The sequence below is a fragment of the Streptomyces sp. S07_1.15 genome (genome assembly GCF_020739505.1).
Taxonomy (GTDB): Bacteria; Actinomycetota; Actinomycetes; order Streptomycetales; family Streptomycetaceae; genus Streptomyces; species Streptomyces xinghaiensis.
In genome coordinates this window covers 5,399,557-5,415,664 of the sequence record NZ_JAJBZK010000001.1, presented here as the reverse complement: position 1 = coordinate 5,415,664, position 16,108 = coordinate 5,399,557, and the positions used below count along the sequence as shown (strand labels likewise).

The following is a 16,108-nucleotide window of genomic DNA, read 5'->3' as shown; positions in this document are numbered from 1 at the left end:
GGGCGTAGTCCACACGGGCCGGGCGGATCGCGCAAGTACCTGACCCCTTATCCCGCCCAAACGTTGACTTGTCGCCGCAAGACGTACTCCCCGGCCATGGTGCCGGTCGGGGATTTCCGGCGCATTTCGGGGGTACACGCGGAGGTTGCGCCGAACGGGCCGTCCGCACCGCGGACCGGCATCGGGGCGGCGCCCCGGCGAGGCGTAGGGTTGCGGTCGGCCGAGCCACCCAAGTCGGCCGGAACCCCCCGTTGTCTCACAGAGTGGCGGTTACCGCGCAGTACCGTGGTTATTACCGATCAGTAGAGATGACGTATTCGCCTCTGCGGTCCACGATGGAGGCGGCGCGACACCAGCAGAGCACGAATCCATGACGTGCACAGCACGACCGAAACAGCGAAGGAACAGCGTGGCTTCCGCATCCGATCGCAACCCGATCATCATTGGCGGTCTTCCCAGCCAGGTCCCGGACTTCGATCCCGAGGAGACCCAGGAGTGGCTCGACTCGCTCGACGCAGCCGTCGATGAGCGAGGCCGGGAACGCGCCCGTTACCTGATGCTCCGCCTCATCGAGCGGGCACGCGCCAAACGCGTCGCCGTCCCCGAGATGCGCAGCACGGACTACGTCAACACCATCGCGACCAGGGACGAGCCGTTCTTCCCCGGCAACGAGGAGATCGAGCGCAAGATCCTCAACGCGACCCGCTGGAACGCGGCCGTCATGGTCTCCCGTGCCCAGCGCCCGGGCATCGGCGTCGGCGGCCACATCGCCACCTTCGCCTCCTCCGCCTCGCTCTACGACGTGGGCTTCAACCACTTCTTCCGCGGCAAGGACGCCGGCGACGGCGGCGACCAGATCTTCTTCCAGGGCCACGCCTCGCCCGGCGTCTACGCCCGCGCCTTCCTGCTGGACCGCCTCTCCGAGGCCCAGCTCGACGGCTTCCGCCAGGAGAAGTCCAAGGCCCCCGACGGCCTCTCCAGCTACCCGCACCCGCGGTCGATGCCGGACTTCTGGGAGTTCCCGACGGTCTCCATGGGCCTCGGCCCGCTCGGCGCGATCTACCAGGCGCGGATGAACCGCTACATGGAGGCGCGCGGCATCGCCGACACCTCCGACTCCCACGTCTGGGCCTACCTCGGCGACGGCGAGATGGACGAGCCCGAGTCGATCGGCCAGCTCTCCATCGCCGCCCGCGAGGGCCTGGACAACCTCACCTTCGTGGTGAACTGCAACCTCCAGCGGCTCGACGGCCCGGTGCGCGGCAATGGCAAGATCATCCAGGAGCTGGAGTCCCAGTTCCGCGGCGCCGGCTGGAACGTCATCAAGCTGGTCTGGGACCGCACCTGGGACCCGCTGCTGGCCCAGGACCGGGACGGCCTGCTGGTCAACAAGCTGAACACCACCCCCGACGGCCAGTTCCAGACGTACGCCACCGAGAGCGGCTCGTACATCCGCGAGCACTTCTTCGGCGGCGACCAGCGGCTGCGCAAGATGGTCGAGAACATGACCGACGACCAGATCCTGCACCTGGGCCGCGGCGGTCACGACCACAAGAAGATCTACGCGGCGTACAAGGCGGCCAAGGAGCACAAGGGCCAGCCCACCGTGATCCTGGCCCAGACCGTCAAGGGCTGGACGCTCGGCCCCAACTTCGAGGGCCGCAACGCGACCCACCAGATGAAGAAGCTGACGGTCGACGACCTGAAGATGTTCCGCGACCGGCTGCACCTGCCGATCCCGGACAAGGAGCTGGAGTCCGGCGCGCCGCCGTACTTCCACCCGGGGCGCGACTCCGAGGAGATCCAGTACATGCACGACCGCCGCAAGGCGCTGGGCGGCTACGTGCCGACCCGCGTGGTGCGGTCGAAGCCGCTGGTGCTGCCCGGGGACAAGACCTACGCGACGGTGAAGAAGGGCACCGGGCAGCAGCAGATCGCCACCACCATGGCCTTCGTGCGGCTGCTCAAGGACCTCATGCGGGACAAGGAGATCGGCAAGCGCTTCGTGCTGATCGCGCCCGACGAGTACCGCACCTTCGGCATGGACTCGTTCTTCCCGAGCGCCAAGATCTACAACCCGCTGGGCCAGCAGTACGAGTCCGTGGACCGCGAGCTGCTCCTCGCGTACAAGGAGTCGCCGACGGGCCAGCTGCTGCACGACGGCATCACCGAGGCGGGCTGCACGGCCTCGCTGATCGCGGCCGGCTCGGCCTACGCCACGCACGGCGAGCCGCTGATCCCGGTCTACGTCTTCTACTCGATGTTCGGCTTCCAGCGGACCGGCGACCAGTTCTGGCAGATGGCCGACCAGCTCTCCCGCGGCTTCGTGCTCGGCGCCACCGCCGGCCGCACCACGCTGACCGGTGAGGGCCTCCAGCACGCGGACGGCCACTCCCAGCTGCTGGCCTCCACCAACCCGGCCGCCGTGTCCTACGACCCGGCGTACGGGTACGAGATCGCGCACATCGTCAAGGACGGTCTGCGCCGGATGTACGGCGAGGACAGCGAGAACGTCTTCTACTACCTCACCGTCTACAACGAGCCGATCCAGCACCCGGCCGAGCCGGAGAACGTGGACGTCGAGGGCATCCTCAAGGGCCTCCACCGCCTCAAGCAGGGCGAGCGGGGCATGATCCCGGCGCAGATCATGGCGTCCGGTGTCGCGGTGCCGTGGGCCCTGGAGGCGCAGCGCATCCTCGCCGAGGAGTGGGACGTCCGGGCGGACGTCTGGTCGGCCACCTCCTGGAACGAGCTGCGGAAGGAAGCCGTCGCGGTGGAGGAGCACAACCTGCTCCACCCCGAGGAGGAGCAGCGCGTCCCGTACGTCACCACCAAGCTGCGGGACGCCGAGGGCCCGAAGGTGGCCGTGTCCGACTGGATGCGGGCGGTTCCGGACCAGATCGCGCGCTGGGTGCCGGGGACGTACCAGTCGCTGGGCGCGGACGGCTTCGGCTTCGCGGACACCCGCGGCGCGGCCCGGCGCTTCTTCCACATCGACGCCCAGTCGATCGTGGTGGCGGTCCTCACCGAGCTGGCGCGGGACGGGAAGGTGGACCGCTCCGTGCTGAAGCAGGCCATCGACCGCTACCAGCTGCTGGACCCGAAGGCGGCCAACCCCGGTACGGCGGGCGGCGACGCCTGACGCACACGCGGTGGAACAGAGGGGCCGGGCCCGGAACGCTGAGATGCGTTCCGGGCCCGGCCCCTCTGTGGTGTCACGTCGTGCGCGCCGGGCGCCGCGGGGGCCGCCCGGTCAGACGACGCCGCCGCCGAGGCCGCCACCGGCCCCGGCCAGCAGGAGGACGGCCATCACCGTGTCGATGGCACCGAGGACCACCGCGACGAGCGCCGGTACCGAGGCGCCGCGGAAGTCCCAGCGGCGGCCCATCGACATCCAGCCGGCCACGATCGCCGCGGGTCCGAGGACGATGCCCAGGACGAAGAACCCGGCGATCGCGCAGACGAGGCCGATGATGCCCAGTGACGCGCGATCCGGCCCGCTCCGCGACCACATCCGGCCGCTCTCACGGGGGTGCCTGCGCGTACTGCTGTGTCCCATGCCCGCCATCTCGTCCCTCCAAGGGTTGTCGAATTCGGGCTGCTCTCCGTCTTCCCTCGTACTCCCATACGATTCACGGCATGAGCGAGACACCGTCCGGCCTGCACCAGAGGGAGCGCTGGGAGCGCCGCACCCAGGGGCCGCTGCTGGCGCTGTCCCTGCTGTTCGCGGCCGCCTACACCGTGCCGATCGTCCTGCCGGACAGTGATCCCTGGGTGCGCGAGGCCGGCCGGGCCGTGGAGTGGGGGGTCTGGGCGGCCTTCGCCGTGGACCTCGCCATCAGGCTGCACCTGTCGCCGCGGAAGCTGCGGTTCCTCCGCGAGAATCCGCTGGCGGTGCTCGCCGTGGCCCTTCCGCTGCTCCAGCCGCTGCGGCTGCTGCGGCTGGTCTCCGGGCTGCTGCTGGCGGGGCACCGGGCCCGGCTGGCCGCGGCCACCGCCCAGATCCGCCTCACCACCTATGTGGCCGGGTCCTGTGCCGGGCTGCTGCTGTTCGGCTCACTGGCCGTCCTGGAGGTCGAGCGCAGATCCCCCGAGGGGAACATCAGGACGTTCGGCGACGCGGTGTGGTGGTCGTTCACCACCATGACCACGGTCGGCTACGGCGATCTGGCCCCGACCACCGGGCTGGGCAGGGTGCTGGCCGTCGGGCTGATGCTCTCCGGGATCGCCCTGCTCGGTGTGGTCACCGCGAACATCGCCGCCTGGTTCATCTCCCAGTTCGACCGGGAGAACGCCGAGGAGCAGCGGCAGACGGCGGCCATCGATGACCTCACCGCCGAGGTCCGGGCGCTGCGCGCGGAGCTCGCGGCGGCCGGGGAGGGCCGCGCCGCCGTCCCGGAGCCGGCCGGGCGGAACGGCGGCGGGCCGGGTGTCAGTTCTCCCAGATCTTGAACGCCCGCACCCGGTACGGGGAGTCGGGCACCCAGGTGCCGCCGCCCGGATAGGTGTCGAACTCGCCCGTCTCCCCGCACTCGGCGCTCTGGTAGGTGGTGACGGGCCGGCCGGTGCGGTTGGCCAGCGAGCCCGCCGAGGCTCCGGCGGGCAGCGGGATACAGCTTTCGATGTCGGTGCCGGAGAGTTCGTGGGCGGTACGGGTGCCGCCGTAGCCGTGGCGGTCCCAGAGGCAGAACGCCCCGGACGGGCAGGAGCCGGAGGAGGGGCCGGGCGGCCCCGCGGCCGGGAGCGCGGGTGCGGCGGAGGCAGGTGGCGCCGGAGGGGCCGCGGCGGCCAGCGGGGCGGCCGGGACCAGGGCGGCGGCCAGCGCGGTGACGGTCACGGCCGCGGTCGTCAGGACAGGGCGGGTCGTCGGGAAAGAACGCGTCATCAGGACAGGGCGCTTCATCGGGATCACTCCCCCGTGAGGTGCCGCGCCGGGGCGCGGGCACACAGCCGGCCGCCGGACGGATGCCCGGCGGCGTTTCCGCGACGAGCCTCTCCGGCCGGTGCCTCCGCCGCCAAGGGCCTCCGGGCGATGCCACCCGGATAGGGGACAGCCCCGCCGGGGATGACCCAACGGGGCTGCCAGTAAACGGAATTGACCCCTCCGGCCCGCGGCCGGGCAAGCCGCCGCCCGGCCCGGACCCGGCCCGAACCGGCCCCCGGCGCGGGCACGGCCCGGCGCAGGGCCCCGGCCGCCTCAGATGTGGGCGCCGCCGGCACCGGCCCCGGCGTTGACGCCCCGGTTGGTGAAGAGGGCGACCACGACGGCGAGGACCGCGACCCCGCCCGCGACGGTGAACGAGAAACCCATGCCGGACACGAACGTCTCATGGGTGACGCCGGTGATGATCTCGGCGACCTGCGGCGGCGTCTCCTTGGTGAGCGGCGGGATGCCGACCTCCACGGCCTCGGACATCTTCGCCAGCTGCTCCGGGGTGACCGGCGGGAGCTGGGCCTCGGCCCAGTTGCCGGGCAGCTGGTCGTCGACCCGGGCGGCCATGGTCGCGCCGAGCACGGCCGTGCCGAGGCTGCCGCCGACCTGCATCGCCGCCTGCTGGAGACCGCCGGCCACACCGGACAGCTCCAGCGGCGCGTTGCCGACGATCACCTCGGTCGCGCCGACCATGACCGGCGCCAGGCCGAGGCCGAGCAGGACGAACCAGAGGGACATGACGCCGCTGCCGGAGTCCGTCTCCAGGGTGGACATGCCGAACATGGCGGTGGCCGTGAACACCATGCCGCCGACCAGCGGGACCCGCGGGCCGACCTTGGTGATGAGGGCGCCGGCGATCGGCGAGGACACGATCATCATGCCGGTGAGCGGCAGCAGATGGAGCCCGCTGTCGACCGGGCTCATGCCGTGCACGTTCTGCAGGTAGAAGGTGACGAAGAAGATCCCGCCCATGAAGGCGAAGGCCATCAGCACCATCAGGACCGTACCGGCGGACAGCGGCACGGAGCGGAACATCCCCAGCGGGATGAGCGGTTCGCGGACCTTCGTCTCCCAGAACGCGAACGCCGCGAAGGTGAGCACCGCGGCGGTCAGGAAGCCCAGGGTGAGCCCGTCGCCCCAGCCCCAGGCGGGGGCCTTGATGAGCGCCCAGATGAGGAAGAACATCGCGGCCGACAGCAGCAGGATGCCGGGGATGTCGAAGGAGCGCGGGGCGTTCTCCGCGCGGTGGTCACGGAGGATCACCAGGCCCATCAGGAGGGCGGCGATGCCCACCGGCACGTTGATGAAGAAGACCGACTGCCAGCTGACGTGCTCCACCAGCAGACCGCCGACGATCGGCCCGCCCGCGGTGGAGGCGCCGATGACCATGCCCCAGATGCCGATCGCCATGTTGAGCTTCTCGGCCGGGAAGGTGGCCCGCAGCAGGCCCAGCGCGGCGGGCATCAGCAGCGCGCCGAAGAGGCCCTGGAGGACCCGGAAGCCGACCACCAGCGGCACACTGGCGGAGAGGCCGATGGCCCCCGAGGCGAGGGCGAAGCCGGCTATGCCGATCAGGAAGGTCTGGCGGTGCCCGAAGCGGTCGCCGAGCTTGCCCGCCGTGATGAGGGAGACGGCGAGGGCGAGCAGATAGCCGTTGGTTATCCACTGGACGTCGGCGAGCGAGGCCCCGAGGTCCTGCTGGATCGCCGGATTGGCGATGGCGACGATCGTGCCGTCGAGGGCGACCATCATCACGCCGATCGCGACGGAGAGAAGAGTGAGCCAGGGGTGCCCCCGCAGGCCCTTGCGGGGTCCGGGCTCGGGAAGGTCCGGCGCCGCGTCGGCGACGGTGGTCTGAGACGTCATGGCCGGAGATTATGGCAGCGACTGACAGTTGACAAACCGTTTCCGGGAACGGTAACTGTCACGTCTACTCACACCATCCCTGAGCAGGGAGAACAGCTGAGGAACCGAGCGAGAGGCGGCCCGAAGGTGACGACTGCCGACCCCGAAGGGGCACCGGGCGGGCTGCGCGAGCGCAAGAAGAAACGCACCCGCGACGCGCTGATCCGCTCGGCCCTGGAACTCTTCACCAGCCGGGGCTACGAGGAGACGACGGTCGACGACATCGCCGAGGCCGCCGGGGTCTCCCAGCGGACCTTCTTCCGCTACTTCGCCGGCAAGGAGGCGGTCGCCTTCTCCGTCCACGACCTCGTCGAGGATCACTTCCTCGACGCCTTCGAGGCCCGGCCGGACGGCGAGCCGCCGCTGACCGCGCTGCGCCGGGCCGTCTCCGTCACCTGGGACACCTTCGGCGAAGCCGTCGGGGAAACCGTCGAGCCCGGGCTGCACATGCGGATGTACCAGGTCATCGAGTCGACACCCGCCCTGCTCGCCACCGCGATGTGCCGCTCGGCGGAGCTGGAGGACCGCCTCGTCCGCGACATCGCCCGCCGGGCCGGGACGGACCCGGTCGCCGACCTCCGGCCACGGGTGCTCGTCGCCGCCTTCACCGGCGTGATGCGGATGACCGGCCGGATCTGGGGCGCGGGACCGGACGCGAGCGCCGAGGCGCTGCGCCGGCTCACCGAGCGCCATCTCGACGCGATCGGCCCCGCCCTGGCCCTGGACGGGCCGACGCCGGAGGACTGACCCGCCGGCTCCGGCCGGCCCATGGTTCCGGCTCCGCCGCCTCCGGCCGCGGGCACGCCCACGCCCCGCCCCGCCGTCCACCTGGGCCTTCCTCCCTCATCCGTCCCGGCATCCGCCCCGGTATCCGCCCCGCTGTCCGCCCGGAGACGGTCGTCCCTTGCGACCGCTATGCCCGGCCTCAAACGTGAAATGACTCACGCTCACCCGCCGGATAACGATTCGGCAGCGCCCGTCTCCTAGGGTGTGCCGCAGTGTCTTCCTTGTCTGAGCTCGGCTCCTCCGCTCCCGCCTCCTGGTTCAGCGGCTCCCCCGCCTCGCGGGCGGCGCTCGTCCTGGGCCTGGTGCTGATACTGCTGGCCACCACCGGCTGGACCGCGATCCGCACCCACCGCCCGCAGCCGGGGGCCCGCGCCGCCGCCCAGGCGGCCTGGAACCGTGCTTCGGCCGACGGACGGAGACTCCCCCGGCCCGAGTCCTCCCCGGCGGCCGTCCGGGACTTCTTCCGCTCGCTCGGCGAGAGGCAGCGCCGGCGGCTCGCCGAGCGCCACGCACTGGTCGTGGGCAACCTCAACGGCGCCCCGACGGCCCTGCGCTACCGGGCCAACCGCACCGCGCTGCGGCAGGCGATCGCCGCCGAACGGGCCCGGCTCGACGACCCCCGGCTCACCGAGCTCGGCCGGGAGCAGGTGGCCCGCCGGATGCAGCGCTACGGCTCGCTGCTGCGTGGGAACCGGCAGATCCTCGCCTTCGACCCGACCGGCCCCGGCCGGGTCGCGGAGGTCTTCGGCGACCTCAACACGGCCCAGCGGGTCTCCGTGGTGGTGCCCGGCGTCGACACCCATCTGCTCACCTTCGAACGCACCCGGCGGACGTTCACGGCACCGGTCGGCATGGCGCGGGCGCTGCACCGCGCCGAGCGCGCGGCCGCCCCCCGAGTCCGTACCGCCGTCATCGCCTGGGCCGACTACACCAGCCCGGCGGGCGTCGGCATGGACGCCGCCGCGGGCCGGCTCGCCGCGGCGGGCGCCGTCACCCTGCGGGCGCTGGTCCGGGCGCTGCCCGGATCGTCGAGCGTCGCCCTGTTCTGCCACAGCTACGGCTCCGTGGTCTGCGGCGTCGCCGCCCGCTCGCTGCCGTCCCGGGTCACCGACATAGCGGTCGCGGGCAGCCCCGGGATGCGGGCCGAGCGGGTCGCGGACCTCGGCGGGCGGGCCCGGATCTGGGCCACCCGGGACGCCGACGACTGGATCGAGGACGTGCCGAATCTGGAGTTCGGCGCGCTCGGCCACGGCGTGGACCCGGTCTCCCCGGCCTTCGGCGCCCGGCTGCTCTCCGCCGCGGGCGCCACCGGCCACACCGGCTACTTCGTGCCGGGCACCGCCAGCCTGGCGAACTTCGCCCGGGTCGGCGTGGGCGACCTCGCCGCCGTGAGCTGCCCGCCCGGCCGGGGAACGGGCTGCGGGCAGCCCGCGGCCCCCGGGCACCGGACGCTGTGACGCGCGCCGGGCGCGCCGGAGGGCACGGAGGGAGGACGGGTGGTCCCCCGCCGCATACGATGAGCCGTATGGGTGATGTGCTGGCCGGTTTTCACACCGTCTGGGAGTTCGACACGGACTCCGTGCTCATCCGCTTCGAACGGGGGATCCGCACGCCGAGACTCTTCCACGTGCTCGGCGAGCGACGCGTCCCGTACGAGGCGCTGTCGGCCGTGGAGCTCGCTCCCGGCAGAAAGGGAACGGTGGTGCTGCGGGCCGTGCCCCGGCCGGGCGCCGACCCGCTGATGGACGCGGCGGGCGGACAGCTCAAGGAGGGCTCGGACCCCTACCGGCTGGTGCTGCCCGCCGAGCGCGAGCTGCTCGCCGAGTACTACGCGGACGAGATGCGCTCCGCGCTCGGCCCGGACGCCGCCGACCCCGCCGCCTGCCATCTCGTCGCCGCCCCTCCGCCGCCGCTCAGCTTCAAGGCGTACGACGGCAAGGCCGCCTTCGACGGCCGGAACGTCACCTTCCGCTGGTTCTGGACCGGCGCCTCCTCCGCCAAGTGGAAGGCCGGGGACCAGACCTTCCCGGTGAGCGAGCTGGCCGGCGTCGAGTGGCGCTCCCCCGAGGTCTTCGACGGGCATCTGCGGCTGCTGCGCCGGGGCGCGGACGACCCGGCGCCGGGCGACGCCGACCAGGACCCGGCGGCCGTGGTCTTCGGGCTCGGCTACGGCCTCGTCCACGAGTCGCTGCCGTTCGCGGCCTCGGTGCTGGAGGCGCTCAAGGCCGCCGAGCCCGCCACCGCCGACTGCCCCGGCGGCCCGGGGCGCCGCTCCCCCGCCCCCGCCCTCATCGCCGAGCCACCGGGCCGGACCCGCCGCGACCCGGCCGACGTCGCCGACCGCATCCGCCACCTCGGGGCCCTGCACGACGCGGGGCTGCTCACGGACGACGAGTTCAGCTCGAAGAAGGCGGAGCTGCTGGCGGAGCTGTGAGCCGGAGCCGGGCGGCCCGGGGTGTGGTCACCCCGGGCCGCCGGGGCATCGTGTCCGGCCGGAGGGCTACTCGCGGCCCGCCGAAGTGAGCGCCATGCTGGGGTAGCGGGTGCCCGCGACGCGGTCGGCGATGGGGGCGAGCAGGGTCAGGTCCTCGTCCGTCAGCCGGATGCGGGTGGCGGCGGTGTTCTCCTCCACGCGGGAGCGCTTGCGGGTGCCCGGGATCGGGACGACGCTCAGCCCGGGGTACCGCTCAGCCTGCTGGTGCACCCAGGCCAGCGCGGTCTGGCCGAGGGTGATGCCGTGCGCCCCGGCGACCTTCCGGACCGGCTCCAGCAGCGCCGCGTTGGCCTCGGCGTTCTCGCCGGTGAAGCGGGGCATCGTCCGGCGGAAGTCGTCCTCGGTCAGCTCCTTCCCGGCGTCGGTGAACGCCCCGGTCAGGAAGCCCCGGCCGAGCGGCGAGTACGGGACGAAGGCCACCCCGAGCTCCGCGGCCGCCGGCACCGCCGTGCGCTCCACGTCCCGGCTGAACAGGGACCACTCCGACTGCACGGCGGCGATGGGGTGCTCGGCGTGCGCGGCGCGCAGTTCAGCGCCCGTGACCTCGCTCAGGCCGAGCTGCCGGACCTTGCCCTCCTCGACCAGTTCGGCCATGGCGCCGACGGTCTCCTCGATGGGCACGTTCACGTCCCGGCGGTGCATGTAGTACAGGTCGATGACGTCCACGCCGAGCCGGCGCAGGCTGGCCTCGGCGCACTGCCGGATGTACGCGCGGTCGTTGCGGATGCCGCGCTTGGACGGGTCGGCCGGGTCGAGCACGATGCCGAACTTGGTGGCGAGGGTGATCTCGTCCCGGTGGGCCGCCACGAACGGGGCGAGGAACCGCTCGTTCTCCCCCATGCCGTACATGTCGGCGGTGTCGTAGAGGGTGACGCCCAGTTCCAGGGCGCGTTCGAGGGTGGCGCGGGCCTCGGCCTCGTCGGTGGGGCCGTAGGCGAAGCTCATGCCCATGCAGCCGAGGCCCTGCACGCCCACCTCGGGGCCGCCGGTGCCGAGGTGGGTGCGGGCGATGCGTTCGCCGTCGCTGCTCGTGTGCTGGTTCATGCGGTGCCGGGTCCTCCCGTGTAGAGGTCGATCTTGTAGTCGAGTACGTCCAGAGTGTCCTGGAGTTCGGTGATCCTCCGGCGGACGTCCTCGCGGTGGGCCGTCAGCAGCTCCCGGCGCTCGGCGTAGGTGTGGTCGCCCGCGCGGACCATCCCGGCGTAGCGGACCATGTCCGCGACCGGCATCCCCGTCAGCCGCAGTTTGCCGACGAAGTTGAGCCAGTCGAGGTCACGGTTGGTGTAGCGGCGCTGGCCGGTGTGCGAGCGGTCCACGTCCGGCATCAGGCCGATGCGCTCGTACCAGCGCAGGGTGTGCGCGGTCAGGCCGGTCCAGGCCGAGACCTCGCTGATGGTGTACGCGTCCTGGCCAGCCGGGCGCGGATGCTCCGGGAGCGCCGACGCACACAGATCCCGCCGTACGGGCGCACTCTCCACCACGCTCATCGCCGACCGCCTTCCCTTCGGAGCTCACCGGACGCCGCTCACGCTATGGGCTTGGAGTGCACTCGAAGCAAGCGGCCGCGGGATTCCTTCCCAGCCATTCCGGGCGGGCCCGGTCCGCGTACCCGCACGGGCCCCGCCCACTCGGGCCGCGCCCCGGTCACCCCCTTGCCCGTGTTCCGCTCCCCCGGCGGACCCGGCCGGACGCATGAGGCGCCCGGCGGCCGGTTAGGCTCCCGGCCATGGAAAGTCTGCGGATGATCGAGAACTGGCCGGTTCCCACCGCGGCGGCCGCTGTCGTCCGGGCCGACGGCAGCCTCGCCGGGTCGCACGGTCCGCAGGACCACCGGTTCCGGCTGGCCTCGGTCACCAAGCCGCTGGCCGCCTACGCCGTGCTCGTCGCGTACGAGGAGGGCGCCGTCGAACTCGACGAGCCCGCGGGGCCCGAGGGCTCCACGGTCCGCCATCTGCTGGCGCACGCCTCCGGTCTGGCCTTCGACGAGCCGAGGGTGATGGCGGCCCCCGGCGAGCGCCGGATCTACTCCAACGCGGGGTTCGAGGCGCTGGGCGACCACGTCGCCAAGGCCACCGGGATCGCCTTCCCCGACTATCTGCGGCAGGCGGTGCTGGAACCGCTCGGCATGACGGCCACCCATCTGCCGGGCTCCCCGGCGAAGGACGGCGTCTCCACCGCCGCCGACCTGGCCCGGTTCGCCGCCGAGGTGCAGGCCCCGCGGCTGCTGCACCCGCAGACCGTGGCCGCCGCGACCCAGGTGGTCTTCCCCGGGCTGAACGGCGTGGTGCCCGGCTACGGCCACCAGCGCCCCAACGACTGGGGGCTGGGCTTCGAGATCCGGGGCGGCAAGTCCCCGCACTGGACGGGGAGTTCCTCCTCACCCCGCACTTTCGGCCACTTCGGCCAGACCGGCACCTTCCTCTGGTCCGACCCGGACGCCGGTGCCGACGGCGCCGCCTGCGTCGTCCTCACGGACCGGGACTTCGGGTCCTGGGCGATCGACGCCTGGCCCCCGTTCACCGACACGGTTCTCACCGAACTGGGCGAACGGACGGGCTGAACCGGGCCGGGGCCCCGCCCGCTCGCCACGCCCCGGTGATGTTCTGCGCCCGGCCGACGCTGAGAGCAGCAGAACAGCCGAACGTCCGTTCGTTCGTTCCGTGTCGCCGGCCAGGCGCACGGCACGAACGAACGGGCACACCGACAAAGGGGCTTATCTTGCGGGCCACCACCCATCCGCGCTCCACCCGCTCCACTCTGGCGAAGTCGATAGCCGTGGCCTCGGCCACCGCCGGCCTGGCACTGGCGGCGACCCTGCCGGCCGCGGCCATCAGCTCGTACAACTCCACCCCCGCACCCGAGCGCACCGAGGTCGGCGCCCTCGTGGCCACCTGGGACAACGACGGCGACCCGGCGACCCCCGACCGGGTGGACTGGGTCTGCTCCGGCACGATGGTCGACGAGGACACCTTCCTCACCGCCGCGCACTGCACCACCGACTGGCCGGACAACGTCCGCTTCCACGTCTCGCTCGACCAGGACGTCCAGTCCGCGCTGGACGAGGCCGGGGCCCGGCATCCGGGCGACCCCGCCGCCGTCGCCGCGGACGTCGCCGTGCGGGGCGAGGCGCACAACCACCCGGAGTACCCGGGCCCGCAGTCCGACACCCACGACATCTCCGTGATCGAGCTCCCGGCGGAGGAGACGCGGGAGCGCTGGGACTTCACCCCGGCCGCGCTTCCCGCCGCCGGCCGGCTCGGCGAACTCGGCCCGCGCGGGCTGAACGACACCGGCTTCACGGTGGCCGGCTACGGCACCCAGGAGGCCCTCCGGGCACCCGGCGGCCACACCCACCCCGGCGGCGGGGTCCGGATGAAGGCCCCGCTCTCGTTCAACGCCCTCGACCGGTCCTGGATCCGGCTGGCGATGACGGAGCCGCAGGGCAACGGCGGCGCCTGCTACGGCGACTCCGGCGGCCCGAACTTCGCGGAGATCGACGGGAAGCGGACCCTGGTGGGGACGACCATCACCGGTGACGCCGTGTGCTACGCGACCAACGTCGCCTACCGCCTCGACACCCCGGCGGCACGCGACTTCCTCGCTCCGTTCGTCACCCTGCCCTGACGCGGCCTCTCCGGGGAAGGCCGTTGCCGACGGGCCTTCCCCGGAGGCCACCGGGGCTCCGGGGCTCCGGGCGTCCCTCGGCTAGGGCAGTTCCCAGAGCAGCAGTTCGGAGGGTTCCTCGGCGACCAGGAAGCGGCCCCGGCAGTCCGTGATCCGGGCCGCGTCCCCGGGGCCCAGCAGCTCGCCGTCCGCGCCGGTGAGCGTCTCCGGGCCGCCGGTGCCGGGGGTGCCCGCCGAGGCGAGCCGGACCGCTCCGCGCACCACATGGGCGTAGAGCAGCGGCGCGTCCGGCAGGACGACTCGCGTCCCGGCGTCGGGGCGGCGGATGTGCAGGTCCGCCTCCGCCCGGTCCACGGCGAGCGGTGTGCGGTCGGCGATGCCGCGCACGATCTCGTACTCCGGTTCGCCGCCGGGCTCGCGCGGGGTCAGCCACATCTGGACGAAGACCAGTGGCCGTTCGCCCTCGTTGCGATCCTCGTGCCGCACCCCGCTGCCCGCGCCGAGCCGCTGGACGTCGCCGGGGCGCACCACCGTGGTGTTCCCGGCCGAGTCACGGTGCGTCAGCTCGCCCTCGACGACCCAGGTGACGATCTCGGTGTCGCGGTGCGGGTGGGAGGCGAAGCCCGCGCCGGGCTCCAGCCGTTCCTCGTTGCAGGCGATCAGCGCGCCGAAGGACAGATTGTCCGGGTCGTAGAACCGGCCGAAGGAGAACGCGTGCAGGGTTTCGATGCCGGCGCCCGCGTCCCCGCCCCGGAACCGTGCGCCCGCCCGCCAGACCTCGTTCATGATCACACCGTAGAGGACGCGGTGTGCCCGGGCGCGGCGGGGGCGGCCGGAGGCGGGCGTGACGGGTGCGGTGGTTGTGGCGGTTGCGCCGGCCCGTCAACGGCCGGAGCGGGCCCGACGCCGACGGCGACGGAAGCGGGGCGGATCCGGCGGTACAACCCGGGGCGCTCCGGACACGGCCGGACACGGCCGAACGCCCGCCCGGCGCCCCGGGGGACGGCGGGGCACCCCTGTCCCGGACCGGTACCCGGACCCGTCCCCCGGTCCCGCTCTCCGGACCCCCGGCCCCGGATGGCCGCACGATGAGGCAGGCTGGTTCCGTGCCTGAACCTGAGACCGGATCTTCCGACGCCCCCGTCCGCCATCCGCACGCCGCGACACTCGTCCGGCTGGAGAAGTCCTCCGGCTCCCTCGCCGCGGACGCGATCGCCCGCATGGACGAGACGCTGCCGTGGTACCGCGCGATGCCGCCGGAGAACCGGTCCTGGATCGGTCTGGTCGCGCAGGCCGGCATCGCGGCCTTCACCGAGTGGTTCCGGCACCCCGAGGCACCCCAGGCCATCAGCACGGACGTGTTCGGCACCGCGCCGCGCGAGCTGACCCGGGCCATCACGCTGCGGCAGACCGTGGAGATGGTGCGCACCACGATCGAGGTCATGGAGTCGGCGATCGACGAGGTCGCCGCCCCGGGCGACGAGAACGCCCTGCGCGAGGCCCTGCTCGTCTACGCCCGCGAGATCGCCTTCGCCACCGCCCAGGTGTACGCCCAGGCCGCGGAGGCGCGCGGTGCGTGGGACGCCCGGCTGGAGTCGCTGGTCGTCAACGCGGTGCTCTCCGGTGAGGCGGACGAGGGCGCGCTGTCCCGGGCCGCCGCGCTGGGCTGGAACTCCCCGGAGCATGTCTGCGTCGTGCTGGGCACGGCGCCCGACGGCGACAGCGAGCTGACCGTGGAGGCGATCCGGCGGGCCGCGCGGCACGCGAAGCTCCAGGTGCTGACCGGGGTGCTGGGCAGCCGGCTGGTGGTCGTCGCCGGCGGCAGCGCGGATCCGCTGCGCACCGCGCGGGATCTGATCGGGCCGTTCGCGGCGGGCCCGGTGGTCGCCGGTCCCGTCGTCGGCGATCTGCTCTCCGCGACGCGCTCGGCGGCGGCCGCGGCGGCCGGTCTGCGGGCGTGCGCGGCCTGGCCGGACGCGCCGCGGCCCGTCCTCGCGGACGATGTGCTGCCGGAGCGCGCGATGGCCGGGGACGCCGCCGCCCGGCGGCAGTTGGTGGAGGAGATCTACAGACCGCTGGAGGAAGCCGGGTCGGCGCTGCTGGAAACGCTGAGCGTCTATCTGGAGCAGGCCAGCAGTCTGGAGGGCGCCGCGCGGATGCTCTTCGTCCACCCCAACACCGTGCGCTACCGGCTCCGACGTGTGACGGATGTCACCGGCTGGTCACCGTCCGATGTGCGCTCCGCGTTCACCCTGCGCATCGCGCTCATCCTGGGCCGTCTCGCCGACGCGGGATCACCGCACTAGCCCTTTGTTGGATACCAACAATTCCCCTGTCCGTTCTTGGTCCCTGTCCCCACGGGCGGC

14 protein-coding genes are annotated in these 16,108 nt (G+C 72.9%); 8 read left to right on the top strand and 6 right to left on the bottom strand.

Features of this window, described 5'->3' with window-relative positions:
- The first annotated feature begins 409 nt into the window (after nt 1-409).
- The gene (gene aceE, locus LIX60_RS23190) at nt 410-3,142 is read left to right on the top strand and encodes a pyruvate dehydrogenase (acetyl-transferring), homodimeric type (RefSeq protein WP_227960218.1); all 2,733 of its coding nucleotides are present in this window, start codon (nt 410-412) and stop codon (nt 3,140-3,142) included.
- 111 nt (nt 3,143-3,253) lie between these two features.
- Here the strand turns inward: aceE and LIX60_RS23185 are convergent, their stop codons facing one another.
- Complete coding sequence (locus LIX60_RS23185; RefSeq protein WP_227960216.1) at nt 3,254-3,568, bottom strand: small hydrophobic protein; 315 nt, start codon at nt 3,566-3,568, stop codon at nt 3,254-3,256.
- Nucleotides 3,569-3,639: 71 nt separating this feature from the next.
- On the opposite strand from LIX60_RS23185, the gene LIX60_RS23180 reads away from it, so the two are divergent.
- Nucleotides 3,640-4,452: a potassium channel family protein gene (locus tag LIX60_RS23180; protein ID WP_227960214.1), complete on the top strand. Its 813-nt coding sequence runs from the start codon at nt 3,640-3,642 to the stop codon at nt 4,450-4,452.
- On the opposite strand, the gene LIX60_RS23175 is transcribed toward LIX60_RS23180, so the two are convergent.
- Nucleotides 4,433-4,885, bottom strand: a complete 453-nt coding sequence (locus LIX60_RS23175; protein ID WP_374117988.1) for a peptidase inhibitor family I36 protein — start codon at nt 4,883-4,885, stop codon at nt 4,433-4,435. The genes LIX60_RS23180 and LIX60_RS23175 overlap by 20 nt on opposite strands.
- A 312-nt stretch (nt 4,886-5,197) precedes the next feature.
- Complete coding sequence (locus LIX60_RS23170; RefSeq protein WP_227960210.1) at nt 5,198-6,799, bottom strand: MFS transporter; 1,602 nt, start codon at nt 6,797-6,799, stop codon at nt 5,198-5,200.
- Nucleotides 6,800-6,925: 126 nt separating this feature from the next.
- On the opposite strand from LIX60_RS23170, the gene LIX60_RS23165 reads away from it, so the two are divergent.
- The 3 genes from LIX60_RS23165 (at nt 6,926) to LIX60_RS23155 (ending at nt 10,058) form a co-directional block, all read left to right on the top strand.
- Nucleotides 6,926-7,585 (top strand): TetR family transcriptional regulator, encoded by a 660-nt coding sequence (locus tag LIX60_RS23165; protein WP_227960208.1) that lies wholly within the window; start codon nt 6,926-6,928, stop codon nt 7,583-7,585.
- A gap of 251 nt (nt 7,586-7,836) precedes the next feature.
- Nucleotides 7,837-9,081, top strand: a complete 1,245-nt coding sequence (locus LIX60_RS23160; protein ID WP_227960205.1) for an alpha/beta hydrolase — start codon at nt 7,837-7,839, stop codon at nt 9,079-9,081.
- A 68-nt stretch (nt 9,082-9,149) separates the two neighbouring features.
- Complete coding sequence (locus LIX60_RS23155; RefSeq protein WP_227960203.1) at nt 9,150-10,058, top strand: DUF4429 domain-containing protein; 909 nt, start codon at nt 9,150-9,152, stop codon at nt 10,056-10,058.
- Between the two features lie 66 nt (nt 10,059-10,124).
- Here LIX60_RS23155 and LIX60_RS23150 read toward each other — a convergent pair whose 3' ends face one another.
- Nucleotides 10,125-11,162, bottom strand: coding sequence for an aldo/keto reductase (locus LIX60_RS23150; RefSeq protein ID WP_227960201.1), 1,038 nt, complete (start codon nt 11,160-11,162; stop codon nt 10,125-10,127).
- Nucleotides 11,159-11,605, bottom strand: coding sequence for a MerR family transcriptional regulator (locus LIX60_RS23145; protein WP_227960199.1), 447 nt, complete (start codon nt 11,603-11,605; stop codon nt 11,159-11,161). The genes LIX60_RS23150 and LIX60_RS23145 overlap by 4 nt, the downstream gene beginning before the upstream one ends.
- Nucleotides 11,606-11,844: 239 nt before the next feature.
- On the opposite strand from LIX60_RS23145, the gene LIX60_RS23140 reads away from it, so the two are divergent.
- A complete protein-coding gene (locus tag LIX60_RS23140; protein ID WP_227960197.1) occupies nt 11,845-12,678 on the top strand; it encodes a serine hydrolase in 834 nt (277 codons plus the stop codon).
- Between the two features lie 158 nt (nt 12,679-12,836).
- Nucleotides 12,837-13,742 carry a trypsin-like serine protease gene (locus LIX60_RS23135; protein ID WP_227960195.1) on the top strand — a complete coding sequence of 302 codons (906 nt, stop codon included), beginning with the start codon at nt 12,837-12,839 and terminating at the stop codon, nt 13,740-13,742.
- Between the two features lie 81 nt (nt 13,743-13,823).
- On the opposite strand, the gene LIX60_RS23130 is transcribed toward LIX60_RS23135, so the two are convergent.
- Nucleotides 13,824-14,528, bottom strand: a complete 705-nt coding sequence (locus tag LIX60_RS23130) for a pirin family protein (protein WP_227960193.1) — start codon at nt 14,526-14,528, stop codon at nt 13,824-13,826.
- 320 nt (nt 14,529-14,848) lie between these two features.
- On the opposite strand from LIX60_RS23130, the gene LIX60_RS23125 reads away from it, so the two are divergent.
- Nucleotides 14,849-16,048 (top strand): CdaR family transcriptional regulator, encoded by a 1,200-nt coding sequence (locus LIX60_RS23125; RefSeq protein ID WP_227960191.1) that lies wholly within the window; start codon nt 14,849-14,851, stop codon nt 16,046-16,048.
- The last annotated feature ends 60 nt before the right edge of the window (nt 16,049-16,108 follow it).

Coding starts and splice junctions, on each gene's coding strand:
- LIX60_RS23185 (WP_227960216.1), bottom strand. CDS start 3,568: ATGGCGGGCATGGGACACAGCAGTACGCGCAGGCACCCCCGTGAGAGC.
- LIX60_RS23180 (WP_227960214.1), top strand. CDS start 3,640: ATGAGCGAGACACCGTCCGGCCTGCACCAGAGGGAGCGCTGGGAGCGC.
- LIX60_RS23175 (WP_374117988.1), bottom strand. CDS start 4,885: ATGACGCGTTCTTTCCCGACGACCCGCCCTGTCCTGACGACCGCGGCC.
- LIX60_RS23170 (WP_227960210.1), bottom strand. CDS start 6,799: ATGACGTCTCAGACCACCGTCGCCGACGCGGCGCCGGACCTTCCCGAG.
- LIX60_RS23155 (WP_227960203.1), top strand. CDS start 9,150: ATGGGTGATGTGCTGGCCGGTTTTCACACCGTCTGGGAGTTCGACACG.
- LIX60_RS23150 (WP_227960201.1), bottom strand. CDS start 11,162: ATGAACCAGCACACGAGCAGCGACGGCGAACGCATCGCCCGCACCCAC.
- LIX60_RS23145 (WP_227960199.1), bottom strand. CDS start 11,605: ATGAGCGTGGTGGAGAGTGCGCCCGTACGGCGGGATCTGTGTGCGTCG.
- LIX60_RS23140 (WP_227960197.1), top strand. CDS start 11,845: ATGGAAAGTCTGCGGATGATCGAGAACTGGCCGGTTCCCACCGCGGCG.
- LIX60_RS23130 (WP_227960193.1), bottom strand. CDS start 14,528: ATGAACGAGGTCTGGCGGGCGGGCGCACGGTTCCGGGGCGGGGACGCG.